This is a genomic window from Pseudomonas silensiensis (assembly GCF_050434865.1).
GTDB lineage: Bacteria > Pseudomonadota > Gammaproteobacteria > Pseudomonadales > Pseudomonadaceae > Aquipseudomonas > Aquipseudomonas fluorescens_W.
Genome location: NZ_JBNDJH010000042.1, coordinates 14,366 through 30,563 on the forward strand (window position 1 = coordinate 14,366; position 16,198 = coordinate 30,563).

16 protein-coding genes are annotated in these 16,198 nt (G+C 60.0%); 9 read left to right on the forward strand and 7 right to left on the reverse strand.

From position 1 onward, the window contains the following. Positions 1-117 precede the first annotated feature (117 nt). Positions 118-840, forward strand: coding sequence for a pirin family protein (locus tag QF010_RS33415; RefSeq protein WP_429534793.1), 723 nt, complete (start codon positions 118-120; stop codon positions 838-840). Positions 841-999: 159 nt separating this feature from the next. On the opposite strand, the gene QF010_RS33420 is transcribed toward QF010_RS33415, so the two are convergent. Beyond that, complete coding sequence (locus QF010_RS33420) at positions 1,000-1,875, reverse strand: LysR family transcriptional regulator (RefSeq protein WP_429534794.1); 876 nt, start codon at positions 1,873-1,875, stop codon at positions 1,000-1,002. Between the two features lie 110 nt (positions 1,876-1,985). On the opposite strand from QF010_RS33420, the gene QF010_RS33425 reads away from it, so the two are divergent. After that, positions 1,986-3,200 carry a YbfB/YjiJ family MFS transporter gene (locus QF010_RS33425; protein ID WP_033053941.1) on the forward strand — a complete coding sequence of 405 codons (1,215 nt, stop codon included), beginning with the start codon at positions 1,986-1,988 and terminating at the stop codon, positions 3,198-3,200. A 74-nt stretch (positions 3,201-3,274) separates the two neighbouring features. After that, entirely contained in the window at positions 3,275-4,273 is a 999-nt protein-coding gene (locus QF010_RS33430; RefSeq protein ID WP_033053942.1) for an NAD(P)H-quinone oxidoreductase, read from the forward strand. Here QF010_RS33430 and deoC read toward each other — a convergent pair whose 3' ends face one another. Beyond that, positions 4,274-4,957: a deoxyribose-phosphate aldolase gene (deoC, locus tag QF010_RS33435; protein ID WP_033053943.1), complete on the reverse strand. Its 684-nt coding sequence runs from the start codon at positions 4,955-4,957 to the stop codon at positions 4,274-4,276. Positions 4,958-5,084: 127 nt separating this feature from the next. Here deoC and deoR point away from each other — a divergent pair, with 127 nt between their 5' ends. Continuing rightward, entirely contained in the window at positions 5,085-5,849 is a 765-nt protein-coding gene (gene deoR / locus QF010_RS33440; protein ID WP_033053945.1) for a DNA-binding transcriptional repressor DeoR, read from the forward strand. Here the strand turns inward: deoR and QF010_RS33445 are convergent. The 3 genes from QF010_RS33445 to rbsK are packed head-to-tail and all read right to left on the reverse strand — an operon-like array spanning position 5,842 to position 9,208. Further along, positions 5,842-6,900 carry an aldose 1-epimerase family protein gene (locus QF010_RS33445; protein WP_429534795.1) on the reverse strand — a complete coding sequence of 353 codons (1,059 nt, stop codon included), beginning with the start codon at positions 6,898-6,900 and terminating at the stop codon, positions 5,842-5,844. The genes deoR and QF010_RS33445 overlap by 8 nt on opposite strands. Continuing rightward, positions 6,897-8,228, reverse strand: coding sequence for an L-fucose:H+ symporter permease (gene fucP, locus QF010_RS33450; protein ID WP_033053947.1), 1,332 nt, complete (start codon positions 8,226-8,228; stop codon positions 6,897-6,899). The genes QF010_RS33445 and fucP overlap by 4 nt, the downstream gene beginning before the upstream one ends. Positions 8,229-8,281: 53 nt before the next feature. After that, on the reverse strand, positions 8,282-9,208 hold the full coding sequence (gene rbsK, locus QF010_RS33455; protein WP_429534796.1) for a ribokinase: 927 nt from the start codon (positions 9,206-9,208) through the stop codon (positions 8,282-8,284). A 347-nt stretch (positions 9,209-9,555) separates the two neighbouring features. Here rbsK and QF010_RS33460 point away from each other — a divergent pair, with 347 nt between their 5' ends. After that, positions 9,556-10,512 (forward strand): alpha/beta hydrolase, encoded by a 957-nt coding sequence (locus QF010_RS33460; protein ID WP_429534797.1) that lies wholly within the window; start codon positions 9,556-9,558, stop codon positions 10,510-10,512. A 3-nt stretch (positions 10,513-10,515) separates the two neighbouring features. Here the strand turns inward: QF010_RS33460 and QF010_RS33465 are convergent, their stop codons facing one another. Further along, positions 10,516-12,330: an ABC transporter ATP-binding protein gene (locus tag QF010_RS33465; RefSeq protein WP_429534798.1), complete on the reverse strand. Its 1,815-nt coding sequence runs from the start codon at positions 12,328-12,330 to the stop codon at positions 10,516-10,518. Continuing rightward, the gene (locus tag QF010_RS33470; protein ID WP_033053951.1) at positions 12,327-13,346 is read right to left on the reverse strand and encodes an AraC family transcriptional regulator; all 1,020 of its coding nucleotides are present in this window, start codon (positions 13,344-13,346) and stop codon (positions 12,327-12,329) included. Before QF010_RS33470 ends, QF010_RS33465 begins: the two co-directional genes overlap by 4 nt. Positions 13,347-13,511: 165 nt before the next feature. On the opposite strand from QF010_RS33470, the gene QF010_RS33475 reads away from it, so the two are divergent. The 4 genes from QF010_RS33475 to QF010_RS33490 all read left to right on the forward strand — a co-directional run bounded on the left by QF010_RS33475 (position 13,512) and on the right by QF010_RS33490 (position 16,093). Next, entirely contained in the window at positions 13,512-14,363 is an 852-nt protein-coding gene (locus QF010_RS33475; RefSeq protein WP_033053952.1) for a 3-hydroxybutyryl-CoA dehydrogenase, read from the forward strand. Next, on the forward strand, positions 14,350-14,952 hold the full coding sequence (locus tag QF010_RS33480; protein WP_429534799.1) for a TetR/AcrR family transcriptional regulator: 603 nt from the start codon (positions 14,350-14,352) through the stop codon (positions 14,950-14,952). The genes QF010_RS33475 and QF010_RS33480 overlap by 14 nt, the downstream gene beginning before the upstream one ends. A gap of 171 nt (positions 14,953-15,123) precedes the next feature. Beyond that, the gene (locus QF010_RS33485; RefSeq protein WP_429534800.1) at positions 15,124-15,537 is read left to right on the forward strand and encodes a VOC family protein; all 414 of its coding nucleotides are present in this window, start codon (positions 15,124-15,126) and stop codon (positions 15,535-15,537) included. 127 nt (positions 15,538-15,664) lie between these two features. Beyond that, positions 15,665-16,093: a hypothetical protein gene (locus QF010_RS33490; protein WP_429534801.1), complete on the forward strand. Its 429-nt coding sequence runs from the start codon at positions 15,665-15,667 to the stop codon at positions 16,091-16,093. Positions 16,094-16,198: the final 105 nt, after the last annotated feature.

Consider the following 16,198-nt stretch of genomic DNA (forward strand, 5'->3'; position numbering starts at 1 on the left):
ATAACTGTCAACCTGAACGCGACAGTATTTCAATTTTCATCTACTTATTGCACCAGTCAGTAACCATTAACCTTCTCCTCACTCGGACGAATCAACGTCCTCACAGGAGATTTCATCATGCTGACCCTTCGCAAGGCTTCCGATCGCGGTGCGGCCAATCACGGTTGGTTGAAGTCGTTCCATACCTTTTCCTTCGCCAACTATCGCAACCCCAAAGAGCAGGGTTTTTCCGACCTGCTGGTGATCAACGATGACCGGGTTGCCGCCGGCAAAGGTTTCGGCCAGCACCCGCACCGCGACATGGAGATTTTCTCTTATGTGCTCGAAGGTGCTTTGGAACACAAAGACACCCTGGGCACCGGCTCGGTGATCCGCCCCGGTGACGTGCAGTTGATGAGCGCCGGCAGCGGCGTGGCGCACAGCGAATACAACCACTCGAGCACCCGGCCGGTGCACTTCCTGCAAATCTGGATCGTGCCCGAAGTCAGCGGCGCCAAACCGCGTTATCAGCAAGAGCACTTCAGCACGCAGAAGAAACGCGGCCGTCTGCAACTGATCATCTCCCCCGACGGGGCGAAGGGTTCGCTGAAGGTGCGTCAGGATGCACGGGTGTATGCCGCGCTCATCGACGGTAAGGAAAGCGCCACTCTGGAATTGGCCGCCAACCGCTATGCCTATGTGCATGTGGCCCGTGGCAGCGTCGAGCTCAACGGCGTGCCGTTGCAGGAAGGCGATGGCGTGCGGGTTCGCGATGAACAGGTGCTGACGTTGAGCAATGGCGTCGATGCTGAAGTGCTGGTGTTCGATCTGCGCCCTCAAGAACTGCCGGAAATGCCATAACGGTCACCCGCGATCTGTAGCAGCTGGCGAAGCCTGCGTTCGGCTGCGAAGCAGTCGTAAACCCAGCGCACGCGGTGTGTCATAAAGACCGCAGCGTCTGATTTCACGACTGCTTCGCAGCCGAACGCAGGCTTCGCCAGCTGCTACAGGTTTTACGCATTACTCGCCAGTACCGGAAAACACCGCGACAATTTCATCAATCACTACACGGACTCTGGCGGTATGCCGCAAGTCCGCATGCGTCACCAGCCACACATCATACGGCACCGGTCGCGTGCGCTCCGGCCACAACCTGACCAGTCCGTCCCTCTCCCCCATGTACACCGGAATTTCCCCGAGCCCGATCCCTGCAGCAATGGATCGGCGCACCAGCAGGCTGGAACTCAGGCTTGAAACAATGCGCCCGCGACCCAGCGGTTCCGAGACCAGCGTCATGTCTTTGTTGCCTTGCAGATACGGCTGATACACCACCAGATCATGCCCCTCAAACGCCGAGCCCGGCTCCGGCGTACCATGGGCATCGACATACGCTTGAGACGCGAAAAGCCCCACTGGCCAGCGGGCGATGCGCCGTGCGATCAGGTCAGGGTTGTCCGGCCGGGCATTACGCACCGCGATATCGGCTTCGCGCTTGGCCAGGCTGATCATTTGCGTGGACGCGTCCAGTTGCACGCGCACGTCGGGGTGCTGTTGATGCAGGCGAGCAATCGCCGGGATCAGGAAGTCGATGGCCAGGGAGTCCGTGGTGCTGACCCTTACGAGCCCGGTCAGTCGATCGTCGAGGCCTTGAATCCGGCGCTCCAGTTCAAGTGCCGAATGCTCCATTTTTTCCACCGCACGCAACGCGGCTTCGCCGACAGCCGTCAACGCATAACCCTCGGAGGTGCGCAGGAATAGCGTGGCACTCAAGGACTTTTCCAGCGCCGTGATCCGCCGGCCGACCGTGGCCTGATCGACCCCCAACACTCGCGCCGCGCCTCTAAGTGTCGACTCTCGGCACACCGCCAGAAACACCCGCGCGTCATCCCAATTCATACGGCCCCCAACTGATGCATAGATGCATCACACTAGCGCGAAATCGCTGCATTATTGCAACAACAAACCACGATAGGCTGGAGGCCAGCAAAACCCACAGGACCGTCATCATGCACAGCACCTCGCCCACCCCGCGCAACGCGATCTGGCTGCCGATCTTCGCCGGCCTCTGCGCCAGCCTGGTCAGCATTGGCCTGGCGCGCTTTGCTTACACACCGTTGATTCCATCATTGATCCAGGCGCACTGGTTTTCGGCCAGTGACGTGGTCTACCTCGGCGCCGCCAACCTGGTCGGCTATCTGATCGGCGCACTGATCGGCCGTCCTTTGGCCCAACGCACCTCCAATACAACGGCCCTGCGTCTGATGATGCTCGCCGTGACCTTGTCGTTTTTCGCCTGTGGTTTTCCGTTGTCGGTGAGCTGGTTCTTCGGCTGGCGCCTGCTGTCGGGTGTTGCCGGTGGCGCAATCATGGTGCTGGTGGCTGCCACGGTGCTGCCCCATGTGCCGGCGTCCCGCAGAGGCTTGGCCAGCGGTGCGATTTTTCTGGGCATCGGCCTGGGCATTGCCGGATCGGGAACGATTGTTCCACCGCTGCTGAGCCTTGGCTTGCAACAAACCTGGTTTGGCCTCGGTCTTCTTTCACTGCTACTGACCGCTGCGAGCTGGTTCGGCTGGCCATCAGACTCGCACCACGCGACCGCCACGGCGCTGGATAACACTTCGTCGACACCAACTGACTCGCGGGTGTACCTGTTGTTCGCCCAATACGCGTTCATGGCCGCCGGACTTGTGCCAGCGATGGTGTTCCTGGTGGATTACGTGGCCCGCGGGCTCGGTGCCGGCTCGCACATCGGTGCACTGATCTGGGTGATGTATGGCGTTGGCGCGATTATCGGGCCGGTGAGTTATGGCTTTCTGGCCGATCAACTGGGCGCGAAGCAAAGCATTCGGCTGGTGCTGGTGGTGCAAGCGATTGCCGTCGGCCTGCTTTCGCTATCGAGTTCTTTTGCAGTGCTGGCCTTGCTGGCGGTGATCCTCGGCTCATTCCCGCCGGGCATCGTCCCACTGGCACTGGCACGGGTTCACGAACTGATCCCACAGCATCATCAGCAGCAGACTGCCTGGAGCCGCGCGACGGTTTCGTTCGCCACATTTCAGGCCATTGCCGGGTTTGCGTATTCGGCGTTGTTCAACGCCAGCGGCGGCGATCACGCGTTGTTGTTTGTCATTGCAGCCGGCGCCATTGTGGTCGCACTGTTACTGGAACCGGGGATGGCTTTGTTGAATCGTCGCGATCAGCCGACTCCGTTGAGTTGCCCATGAAGCCTACGATCTTTTGATTTTCCCCGCCAAGACGCGGTCCCACTTTCTGAACACCTTCACAACAGGACGCCGACATGAATCTGCCCCAAACCATGACCCTGATTGAAATCACCGAACCGGGTGGCCCGGAGGTTTTAAAGCCACGCCAGGAACCGGTTCCAACCGCCGGTGCAGGCGAAGTGCTGATTCGCGTGCACGCTGCCGGGGTCAACCGCCCCGACGTGATTCAACGCGCCGGCAAGTACCCGATGAAACCCGGCATGAGTCCGATTCCCGGTCTGGAAGTGGCCGGTGAAGTGGTCGCCATCGGCGCAGGCGTCAACGAATTCATCGTCGGCGATAACGTCTGTGCGCTGACCAACGGCGGCGGTTACGCACAGTATTGCGTTGCACCGGCCAGCCAGACGTTGCCGATGCCTGAAGGGATGGATTGGGTGCACGCCGCAGCGGTCCCGGAAACGTTCTTCACGGTGTGGGCCAATCTGTTCGACATGGGCGGCGCCAGCAAAGGCCAGCGCGCGTTGATTCATGGCGGCACCAGCGGCATCGGCACCACCGCGCTGATGCTCTGCCGCGAATTCGGCGTCAAGGCGTTCGCCACGGCGGGCAGTGAGGAAAAATGCGCGGCGATCCGTCAGCTGGGCGCCGAGGCGATCAACTATCGCGATCAGGACTTCGTCCAGGTCATCCAGGAAAGAACCGCCGGCAAGGGCGTCAATGTCATCCTCGACATCATGGGCGGTTCGTACCTGAATCAGAATATCGCGGCGCTGGGCATGGACGGTCGGCTGGTGATGCTGGGCTTTCTCGGTGGTGCTCATGCCAAAGACGTTGACCTGATGGCGATCCTTGGCAAACGTGCGACGATCACTGGCTCACTGATGCGTGCGCGCACCCGTGAAGAAAAAGCCTCGATCGCCGAACAGTTGCGCGAGTATGTCTGGCCCGTACTGGCCGCCGGGCGTTGCCTGCCGATGATCGACAAGGTCTATTCGCTTACCGACGCGTCGCAGGCTCATGCCCGGATGGAAGCGGGTGATCACATCGGCAAGATCGTCTTGCGTGTGGACTGATCAGTACCCCTCACCCGCCGCTTGGGCGCCGCTGATGATCGCGATGCCCGAACTGGTGCCCAGTCGCGTGGCGCCGGCCTCGATCATCGCCAGTGCGGTCGGGTAATCGCGTACGCCACCGGAAGCCTTGACCCCGATGACCGCGCCAACGGTGCGGCGCATCAGGGCGACATCTTCCACGGTGGCACCGCTGCGGCTGAAGCCGGTCGATGTTTTGACGAAAGCGACATTCAAATCACGGCAAATCTGGCAGGCCTTCACTTTTTCGGCGTCGGTGAGCAGGCAGTTTTCCAGAATGACTTTCAGCGGCACACTGCCGCAGGCCTGTTTGACCTGGGCGATGTCGTCGCGCACCAGATCGAACAAACCGTCTTTCAACCCGCCAATGTTCAACACCATGTCGACCTCCCCGGCACCGGCGGCAATCGCCCGCTCGGCTTCGAAGGCTTTGGTCTCGCTCAGGCCGGCACCCAGCGGGAAGCCGACCACCGCGCAGATGTTGACGCGTTGTCCGGCAAGGCACTGAGCGGCATGAGGGACCTGTCCCGAATTCACGCACACCGAATAGAAGCCGTGTTCTACGGCTTCGCGGCACAACGTTGCGATTTGCTCGCGGGAAGCATCGGGCGCCAGCAAGGTATGATCGATGTACTGCGCCAACGCTTGGGGTTCAAGGTGTGCCATCGCAAAAACTCCTGTTTGTATATTCAAATGCCCCTGCGCCACAATCGAGGGTGACTTGCGCAAAAACGTTACAAATCTAACAAATAATGTTACTTAAATAACACCAACAATCAACCCCGGAATACCTGTGGACAGTAAAAAAGCCGAGCGTCTCAAGCTGATTCAACAAGCCCTGCAAGACCAGAGCGCCATTCATCTGCGCGAGATGGCGGCGTTGCTGGACGTGTCCGAGATGACCCTGCGCCGCGACCTGAGCAAATACACCGACCACCTGCGGCTGCTCGGTGGCTACATCACGAAAATTCACGACGGCAGCGAGCCCGGCGATTACCGCGTGGCCGAACAGGACACCCGCCACGTCGAAGAAAAACGCCGTATCGGCAAACTCGCCGCCGGGTTTATCCAGCCGGGCGACACGGTGTTCTTCGACTGCGGCACCACCACGCCTTTCGTGGTCGACTTCATCCCCGACGAACTCGAGTTCACGGCTGTGTGCAACTCCCTGAACGTGCTGCTCAAACTCTCGCAAAAGCCCAACTGCCACATCGTGCTGTGCGGCGGCACGTTCCACCGCAAGAACCAGGTGTTCGAGAATCAGAGCGAAACCGGCATCCTCGACAGCGTGCGCCTGACCTGGGCCTTCGTCTCCGCTGCCGGCATCAGCCAGGACTTCGGCGTAACCTGCTTCAACTTCAATGAAGTGGAGGTCAAGCAGAAGGTCATGCGTCAGGCACAACAGCGGCTGCTACTGGCCGACCACAGCAAGTTCGACACGGTGCGCACTGCGCACTTCGCCAACCTTGAAGACTTTCAGTTCGTGGTCAGCGACAAGAAAATCCCCAAGGCCTATCGCGACGCCATTACTGCCAGCGGCGCGCAGTTGATCATCTGATCAGGGCCTGTTGTTCCACTGCACTCAGGTAGCCAGTGGTGACGCTGAAATCAGCCGTCGCCCCTGCCGCCAGCGAACGCACATGGCCCTTGGCAGACTCGGCGCGATAGCCTTCCGGTTCGCACGTGGCCGGCAGCACGAACGCCGCCACGTGTTGATCGGCGTTATGCAGAATCCAGCGTGCTGCATGCTCGAATTGGTCAGGGCGGTAGCGCGTGTAGAACGCCGCACCGTCCGGATGGCTCAGCAGAAAGTGCGCATGGCCGCTGTCATCCGCCCGCACGTCGTCGAAGAAAAACACGATCTCGGGATCATAGAGCGCGGGTCGATCCAGGCACTGGAACTGTTCCGGCGCAACTGCCAACTCTTCCATGTAACGGCTCCAGGCCGGTGTCGGTTTCACATGGGCCGGCACGCTCGTGCGCAGGCGCACACGTTCGAAACCCAAGGGTTCGATGAAACGAGCGCCTTCGACATAGGCGTAATTCATGTGCGCCATGTACATCAGGTCCATCGGTTTGCCCGCGAGATTGGTCACCTGCATGGCGATGTCGAACAGCCCTGAGTCAGCCCGTAAAGTCACGCTCGGGCTCGCCCGATAATGGTCACCAAAACCCTGCACGTATTCGTACTCGCCACCCAACCGCAGGTATTGACCGATGCTGTCCTCACCGACCTCCAGCCAGGCGCGATCCATCGCCGCGCAAGGCATCTCACCGTGTAGCGGATGATCGTCCTCGGGGCTCGGGCAACCGTTGCGCAGCAGGCCGCTGTGGAACATGAAGCAGCCGTAGGTGCCGATCACCGTCGGGCTGGGTCTGGGCTGGCTGAACAGGTTGCGCATGGTCAGGTCGCAACCGTCGAACACGGCGGACCAGATCATCTGCCCCTGATACGGCAGCACCACGAGACTGCCGCGATGATTGGCCAATTCCACCGCCAGCACGCCACTGGGATAGACCCAGGCGCTGACGGTGAAAGCCTCGGATTCCAGCAAGGTTCGGCGCGCCTCACCAAACTGCGACGGATGAAGATTGATCCGCGTAGTCATGACGCAACCACCGCACCCACCGGTGCCCGTTCGCTGTCGGAATGACGCAGGCAACGCACCGCGTACATCACGATCACGATGAAGCACAGCAGCGGCACGCTATAGGCCAGTTGCATGTTGCCGCCGCTGTAATCGGACAGCAGGCCCTGGAAGATCGGAATCACCCCGCCACCGACAATGCTCATCACCAGCAGCGAACCGCCGACACCGGTGTCTTCGCCCAGGCCGTCAATCGTCAGGCCGTAGATGGTCGGCCAGCACGGACCGAGGAACACGCTCACGCCAACGGCTGCGTACACCGCCGTGATGTTCGGCACCAGAATCGTATAAGCCAGCAACGCGATGCACAGCACGCCATACACCGCCAACACCTTGGCCGGGTGCAATTTGCGCATCAGCACGTTGGCGATCAGCTTGCCGACAAAGTACGCGGCAAACGTCGTCAGCAGAAACCACGAGGCACTGCGCTCGTTCATGCCGCCCAATTGCATGGCCAAACGGATGGTGAAACTCCAGACACCGACCTGGGCCCCGACATAGAGAAACTGTGCCAACACACCAAAGGTGAAGCGCTTGTTGCGCCACAGCCGCGACAGGCTCTGGCCGAGACTGGCGGTTTTCTTGCTGCTCGGTTGATTGCCTTTGCACGCGGGAAACCGGGTGATGGCGATCAGGATGAACATCAGCACCAGCACGGCGATCATCCATTTGTACGGCAGCAACGTGGACTGGATCATTTGCAGCTGCTGGATCGCTGCGTCCGAGGCGCTCATTTGCGTGAGTTGCTCGCGGGTCGCGTCGGTGTCCTTGAACATCACAAAGCTGCCGACATACACCCCGGCCATCGCACCGAACGGGTGGAAAGTCTGGGAAATATTCAGGCGACGGGTGCCGGTTTCACGCGGGCCCATCAATGTCGAGTAGGTGTTGCAGGCGGTCTCGAGGAACGACAGCCCCGCCGCAATCACAAACAGTGCCAGCAGGAACATGCCGTACTTGGCGGTCGATGCCGCCGGGAAGAACAACAGGCAACCGAACATGTACAGCATCAGGCCGATCAGGATGGTGGTCTTGTAGCTGAAACGCCGGACCACCAGTGCGGCCGGAATCGCCACGAAGAAATAGCCCAGATAAAACGCCGACTGCACGAACGCCGTCTGGAAGTCGCTGAGCAGAAAAGCCTTCTTGAAATGCGCGATGAGCACGTCGTTCATGCTCGCGGCGGCTGCCCATAACGCGAAGATACTGCACAGCAAAATGAAGGCGAACCAGGGCGTGCGGTTCAGGTAGAAACCATCGGACGTCTGTTGGAGCGGAGGTTTTGTCATTGTTGTTCTCCGTGATGAGCTTCGGGATGTTGGAGCGGTGAATCACCTCAACGTCAGGCGTCGAGGCTGCGCTGAAATTCAGCGAATGCGTGGGCGTCCGGGTAGGACGTCTGGGTGCCAAGGCCCGTGACCGAGCAGGCGGAATACGCCACGGCCTGGGTCATGGCGGCGCGGATATCGCGGTCGCGACTCCAGTGATGAATGAAGCAACCGATAAAGGCGTCTCCTGCCCCGGTGGTGTCGCGCGCGGCAACACTCAGACCGGGAATCTGAAACTCGCCCTCCTCGCCGACATACAGCGCGCCTTGCTGGCCGAGGGTCACGATGACGTGGCGAATACCGCTGGCAACCAATGTCTGGGCGGCGTTATGGGCTGACTCCGGCGAGTCCACAACCTGGCCGGTAATCAGTGCCAGCTCGGACTCGTTGGGCACCAGGAAATCCAGTTGCGCCAGGTGTTCAAGGCTCAGGCCCGACAAGGCCGGTGCCGGGTTGAGCAGCACCGGAATGTTGTGTGCGCGGCCGAACTCGATGGCGTAGTAAACGGTGTCGATGTTGATTTCGAGCTGCAGAACGATCAGCGAACACTCGCGCAACGCCTGCGCGGCCGCGTCGATATCTGCCGGGAGCAGATGTGCGTTGGCGCCTTTGACGATGAGGATGCTGTTGTGCGAGTCAGCCTGAACGAAGATCGGTGCCACCCCGCTGGACACGCCGGGCACGCGTTGCACGTAACGGTTGTCGATGCCAAAGCGCTGGAAGTTGGCCAGGGTGTTGTCGGCAAACAGGTCATCGCCGACCTTGGTGAGCATCAACACATCCGCCCCAAGCTTGGCGGCAGCAACCGCCTGATTGGCACCCTTGCCGCCACACCCGAGGGCAAACCCCGGCGCTTCGAGCGTCTCACCCTGGGCCGGCATGCGATCGATGTAGGTGATCAAATCCACCATGTTGCTGCCGATGACTGCGATCTTGCTCATTGCTATCCCACCTTGATACGGCTTGCCAGGCTGACGCTGGCGTTGTTGTTTTGTTATTTAAATAACATTTTGTGTGATTATTCAATCTTTTTTTAGGCGGGTGCCTGAAGCAAAGACGAATGGCTTTGCGCGCGGTTTTAAAGATGTGTGGGCAGAAATGGCGCCATCGCGAGCAGGCTCACTCCTACAGGGGGGACGCATTCCAATGTAGGAGTGAGCCTGCTCGCGAAGGGGTCCGAAAAGTCATCGCCCAAGCCGGGCCCTTCATACGACTGTCGAATTTTTCCCCACCTTTTGCCACGCTTCTGTTAAAACCCGAGCTTTCCTTTCCATCCTCCGGACCCTGCATGTTTTCGAATGTCATGAGCCGCTTGGGCCGACGCTGGCTGCCGCTGATGTGCATGGCCGCGCTGGTCGTCGGCTTGCCCGTGAGTTGCGGCGTGCTCAAGTACAAGGAACGCGAGCTGCTGTTTCGCATCGAGCCCGGGACCGCTGGCTGGTATCGCGGTCTGCCGCAGGACGTTCAGGAATTCGACATCAAGCCCGCCAGCTTCAAGGCCGGGCAAAGCCTGCATGCCTGGTGGTGGCCGGCCGCGCGTCGCGATGCGCCGTCGATCCTCTACCTGCATGGCGTGCGCTGGAACCTGACGGGCCAGGCGTTCCGCATCGAGCAATTGCGCGCCATGGGCTATTCGGTGCTGGCCATCGACTACCGCGGGTTTGGCCAGAGCAAGGGGGATCTGCCGTCGGAAGCCAGTGTTTACGAAGACGCCCGAGCCGCCTGGGAGCGCTTCATCGAGATGCAACCGGACGCCAGCAAGCGCCTGATCTATGGCCACTCACTCGGTGGCGCGGTGGCGATCGACCTGGCGGCAGACCTGGCCGCACAGGCGAAAAAGGACCATGGCGTGGTGCCGGTGCGCGGTCTGGTGATTGAATCCACGTTCACCTCGCTGGGCGATGCCGTGGCGCAAGTGGCCGACAGCAACCTGCCCGTGAAATGGTTGCCGGTGCGCTGGCTGCTGTCGCAAAAATTCGATTCCATCGACAAGATCGTCGACATCAACATGCCGTTGCTGGTGGTCCACGGCCTGGCCGACCCGTTCATGCCCTCGCGGTTCAGCCAGCAATTGTTCAATGCCGCCAACGAACCCAAGCACCTGCTATTGGTGCCCGGTGGTACGCACAACAACAGCATGAGCCTGGGTGGTAGCCAGTATCGGCAGGCGCTGGACGGTTTGATGAAAACAAAACCAACACAAATGGCCGGGCCGGCGGTGACGCGACTTTCTCGGGAGTCTTGAGATCTATCGGTAACCGCGGGCCTGCAAATCAAACAACTGCGCATAGCGCCCGCCCGCGGCCACCAGACTGTCGTGATCGCCCCGCTCAAGAATCGCTCCCTGGTCCAGCACAATGATGTGGTCTGCATTGCGCACGCTGGAAAACCGGTGGGAGATCAGCAACGTCATCCGGCCTTCGGTGTGCTCACTGAAGTGCTCGAATACCGCTGCTTCCGCCGCCGGGTCGAGTGCCGAGGTCGGCTCATCCAGAATCAGGATATCGGCGTTGCGCCGCATGTAGGCGCGCGACAACGCGATCTTCTGCCATTGGCCGCCAGACAGCTCCTGGCCGCCGGCAAACCACCGCCCCAATTGCGTGGCATACCCTCGATCCAACCCTTCGATAAAGGGTGCGGCCATGCCCTCGGCGGCGGCCTCCTGCCAGCGCTGTTCATCGTTGAACGCCAGCGTGTCACCCACACCAATGTTCTCGCCGACGGAGAATTGGTAGCGGATGTAATCCTGAAAAATCACCCCGATGCGCCGTCGTAGCGTGCCTTCTTCCCACGCTTGCAGATCGCTGCCGTCCAGCAGGATACGGCCCTGATCAGGACGGTACAGCCGCGTCAACAATTTGATCAGCGTGGTCTTGCCCGAACCGTTCTCCCCCACCAGTGCCACACTGTGGCCGGGCACAAGGTGAAGGTCGATGCCTTCCAGCGCGGCGCGACTGGCTCCCGGATAACGGAAACCGACGTTCTCGAAACGTAGGCCATCGCCAGGGACCGCGCCCACGGTGAGGTTGCCGGTATCCGCCACAACAGGCTCGGCCAGGTATTCATAAAGACTGGAGAGGTAAAGGCCATCTTCGTAGAGACCGCTGATGGCGCTCAAACTGCTGCTCACCGCCGTCTGCCCCTGTTTGAACAACACCAGGTACATGGTCATCTGACCGAGGCTGATATTGCCATGGACGGTATCGACCACCACCCAGGCATACGCCAGGTAAAACGCGCCGGTGCCCAGTAGACCGAGGACAAATCCCCAGCCATCCCGACGTAATGTCAGGCGCCGGTCTTCGGCATAGAGCCGCGCGAATGTATCGCGATAACGCTTCAATAGCAGCGGCGCGAAGCCGAACAGTTTGACCTCTTTGATGTAGCCCTCGTGAGAGAGCAGCGTCTCGATGTAATTCTGTTGTCGACTCTCCGGCGCGCGGCGAGTGAACAGTCTGAAAGCATCACCGGAAAAATGTGCTTCGGCGAAGAATACCGGTAGTGCACCGACCACCAGCAGCACCAGCGCCCAGGGCGAAAAATGCACCAGCAACACGCCGAAGCTGATCAACACGATCAGGTTCTGGATCAGCCCCAACGACTTCATCACCAGCGCCAACGGCCGGGTTGAAGCCTCGCGGCGCACCCGAACCAGCTTGTCGTAGAACTCGGAATTCTCGAACTGCACCAGCGATAACGTCTGGGCCTTCTCCAGAATCATCGTGTTGACCTTCTGCCCCAACTGCACCCGCAACAGCGATTGCTGGACCGACAGCGCCCGCTGAGTCCCGGACAGCAACGCGAGCACGCCCGCTTCAAACAGCACATAACGCACGACCGGCCACAACGGCGCACTGCCCTGTTGCGCGTGCAACTGCATGGCGGTGACGACCGCATCGACGATGCGTTGACCTAACCACGCCGCCAGTGCTGGAAGTACGCCGGCGATCAGGGTAGCCAGCACCAATCCCAGAAACAGCCCGCGAGACGTCGCCCAGACCAGCAGCAAGGCGCGTCTAGCCTGGTCGAGTAAGGCAGTGAAGCGATCAAGAACAGGGTTCACTCCGTGAGCTCCCCCTGATACCGCGCCCGATACCGTCCCGGACTTTCCCCCGTCCACTTCTTGAACGCACGATGGAACGCACTCGGTTCCTGAAAGCCAAGCTGCTCGGCAATGTCACTGATGCTCGCTCGGCTCTGGCGCAGTTGTTCGAAGGCAACGCCGCGCCGCACCTCGTCCTTGATCTCCTGATATGAACACCCTTCCCGTTCGAGCTTACGGCGGAAGGTACTGGGGCTCAGGTGCTGTTCCAGGGCGAAGGCCTGCAAGGTCGGCCATTGGCTGTAATGGCTGTTACGCAGACGCTGGTGGACCTGCGACGCCAGACCGTGTTGATTGCGAAAACGAATCACCAGCCATTGCGGCGCAGTGCGCAAAAACACTTTCAGGGATGCCAGATCCTGAACCACCGGCAGACGCAGATAGTGGCTGGCGAATTCGATTTCGGTGCGCTCGGCACCAAAGGTCAGGTTCGGTCCCCAGAGCAAACGGTCATCGCTGAGCGACACACGCTGATGGCGAAAGTCTGCGCGATCGATGGGGATGCGCCGACCACCCAGCCAGCAGAGCAGACTGATCATCAACACCAGAAACGTCTCCTCGCCCAAACGACTGACGTCGCTGTTTGGCGAGTGGTTCTGCAGGCTGATCACCGCACGTTTGCCGCGCACCGTCAGCGTGCCGCGAAAGTCTTGGAGGAACAGCGCGAAATTGGCCAGGCACTGGCGCATGGCTTTGTGCAGGTCAGGTTCCTGAATCAATGCCCGGCAGATCAGGGCGAAAGCGCCCGGCGGCATGCCATGGGAGTCGAGCCCGAAGAACTCATCATTGAGCTCGCGGATCTGAATCAACCACAACGCGGCAAACGCACTCGCCGGCACACGCGCAGTAGGCTGCTCCATCAACGCCGGGTCGATGCCAGCCTGTTCAAGCGCAGCCCTCTGACGTTGCGGATTGTTTCCCAGCCCATGGATCATTGCCTGCACGAAGTAGGCGGAAACCGAGTCCTTTTCCCGCATGTGAACGCTTCTCTCCCCATCACCCGAATGGCAAAAAACACCAGTGCCGTTGAACAGTTTCGGCATAGGACAACCGCCCTGCCGGCTCTAGACTCGCGGCCAATAGTACGCCTTCGGCCACTATGGCGGCCAAGGTATCGCGGGATTTGATCGGAAGGACAGAACATGAATCTGCAAAACATCGGCGTGATCGGCGCAGGCACCATGGGCAATGGCATTGCGCAAGTCTGCGCCTTGGCCGGTTTTAACGTGACCTTGCTCGACATCTCCGAGAGCGCCCTGCAAAAGGCCGTCGCAACCGTCAGTAAAAACCTCGATCGACAAATCGCCAAGGAAACGCTGACGCAAGAGCAAAAGCTCGCCGCCCTCGACAAGATCCGCACCAGCACCGATTACAGCAGTCTGCAGAACGTGCAACTGGTGATCGAAGCCGCGACCGAAAACCTCGAGCTGAAACTGCGCGTGCTGCAACAGATCGCCGCGCAGGTCAGCGACGATTGCGTGATTGCCTCCAACACGTCTTCGCTGTCCATCACCCAACTCGCTGCCAGCGTGAGCCAGCCGGAGCGCTTCATCGGTCTGCACTTCTTCAACCCGGTGCCGGTGATGGGCCTGATCGAGGTGATTCGCGGATTGCAAACGAGCGACGCCACCCATGCCCTGGCGCTGGACATGGCAACCACGCTCGGTAAAACCGCGATCACTGCGGGCAACCGTCCGGGTTTCGTGGTCAACCGGATTCTGGTGCCGATGATCAACGAAGCGATCCTGGTGTTTCAGGAAGGCCTGGCCAGCGCCGAAGATATCGACGCCGGCATGCGCCTGGGCTGCAATCAGCCGATCGGGCCGTTGGCGTTGGCGGACCTGATCGGCCTGGACACCGTGCTGGCGATCCTCGAAGCTTTCTACGATGGCTTCAACGACAGCAAGTACCGCCCTGCTCCACTGCTCAAGGAAATGGTCGCGGCGGGTTACCTGGGGCGCAAAACGGGGCGTGGCTTCCATGCCTATGCCTGAGCGTTGCTCGCGCTTTGCCGAGTACCGGGACAAGGTGCTGGAGCTGTTCGCCTGCAAGGGTTTCGGACAGGTCGGCATGCGTGAGCTCGCGACCTGCCTGGGGCTCGCCCCCGGCTCGTTGTATCACCATTACCCCAGCAAGCAGCACTTGCTGCTCGACCTGATCGAGGAGTTTTACGAAGAGCTGCTGGCCACCTTGGGGCGGGTCGAGCAAAAGGCCCCGGCAAAACGTGACAAACTCCATGCCCTCATCCGAGCACATTTGAACCTGCATCAGGAGATGCCTTGGCATTTTCGTCTGGCAGAGCGAGACAGCGGCTGCCTGAATGAAGACCAACAGGAACGGGTTCGGCAGCTGCGCGAGCAATACGAGCGCAAATTGTTGCTGATGCTCGGGACCCGATCCCGCTTCAGTGAACAGGGTCTGCTGGCCGCCGGACATGCGATCGCAAACTTACTCAACAGCGCGCCCGGCTGGTTGGCGCAGCACACGCTGAGTGAAGCGGAGCGAGATGAGCTGCTGGAAAACCTGGTGAGCGGTGCCATCGAACGTTTGCTGCGCCCCTCGGTTCCACGCGCAGTCGCTTGAGGACAGTGGATCGACGCCCAAGCGCCATAAGCCACGTCGCTTCAATAGAAAAAACATCTAAACAATTCCCGCCAGTCACGACATCTAACGCTTTGCTAAAGGGAGCCCAATCACTGCGGAGCCTGAGGTGAATTCGGCCTCTCTTCGCCTCTTCGTAACCGGGAGCAAAGCATGAAAATCAATCCCTACCTGATCTTCAACGGTGACTGCAAAGCCGCCTTCACCTTCTATGCCCAAAGCCTGCCAGGCCAGATCGAAGTCATGATGACCTTCGGTGAAAGCCCCGCGCGCGAGCACTTTCCGGCGGACTACCACAACCTGATCATCCACACCCGCCTGCTGGTGGGCGATCAGGCGATCATGGGCTCGGACACAACCCCTGATCGCCCTACTGACGAAATGAGCGGCTGTTCGGTTTCACTTAATGTCGACAGCATTGCGGAGGCAGAACGGGTGTTTTCAGCGTTGTCGGACGGCGGCAAGGTTGCAATGCCACTGGAGACGACGTTCTGGGCAGCTCGCTTCGGCATGTTGGTAGATCGGTTTGGTGTGTCGTGGATGGTGAATTGCGAAAAGGATCAGTGAAACTCACTTTCTCAAGGCATGAAAAAAGCCCAACCTGAAAAGGTTGGGCTTCTGGCAACTGCCGGACCGTCTGCTACCGTCAACACACTACCTCGTACAGTAGCGGATTGTTCGGAGGAACCCCACTATGCCTGTCCAGGACGTGCCTTGGTCCACTCGTTTCAAACTGTCACTGCTGGCCGGAGGACTCACCGCCACTCTGCTCGCGCTGAGTGGGTGCGCCACCGTCGACGCCCAGACCACTGCCTATGTGGGCGTGGAGCATCCCGCGCCGACGCTCGCTAGCGAGGTCGTGGTGCTGCGCACCGAACCTCTTCGCCCTCACGTCCGATTGGGTGAGGTGGTCATCGATGCCAGCGTCGAGCCTGCTCCTCCCATCACTCAGGTAGAACAAAAACTACGCGAAGAATCCGCCAAGCTCGGCGGCGATGCCGTGGTGGTGGTCTACGACCATATCCAACCGGTGGGCGCCTATGTCAACGGTCCACTGTGGGCTCGCGACGTAAAAACCATTGAAGGTCGGAAACTCAAAGGGATCGTGATCAAGTACCGGTAATGTCCGTTCGCACTTTCCTGCGGGCAAAACAAAACCCCTACCTGCATACGCAGATAGGGGTTTCGGAATTTAATCTTGACGATGACCTACTCTCACATGGGGAAA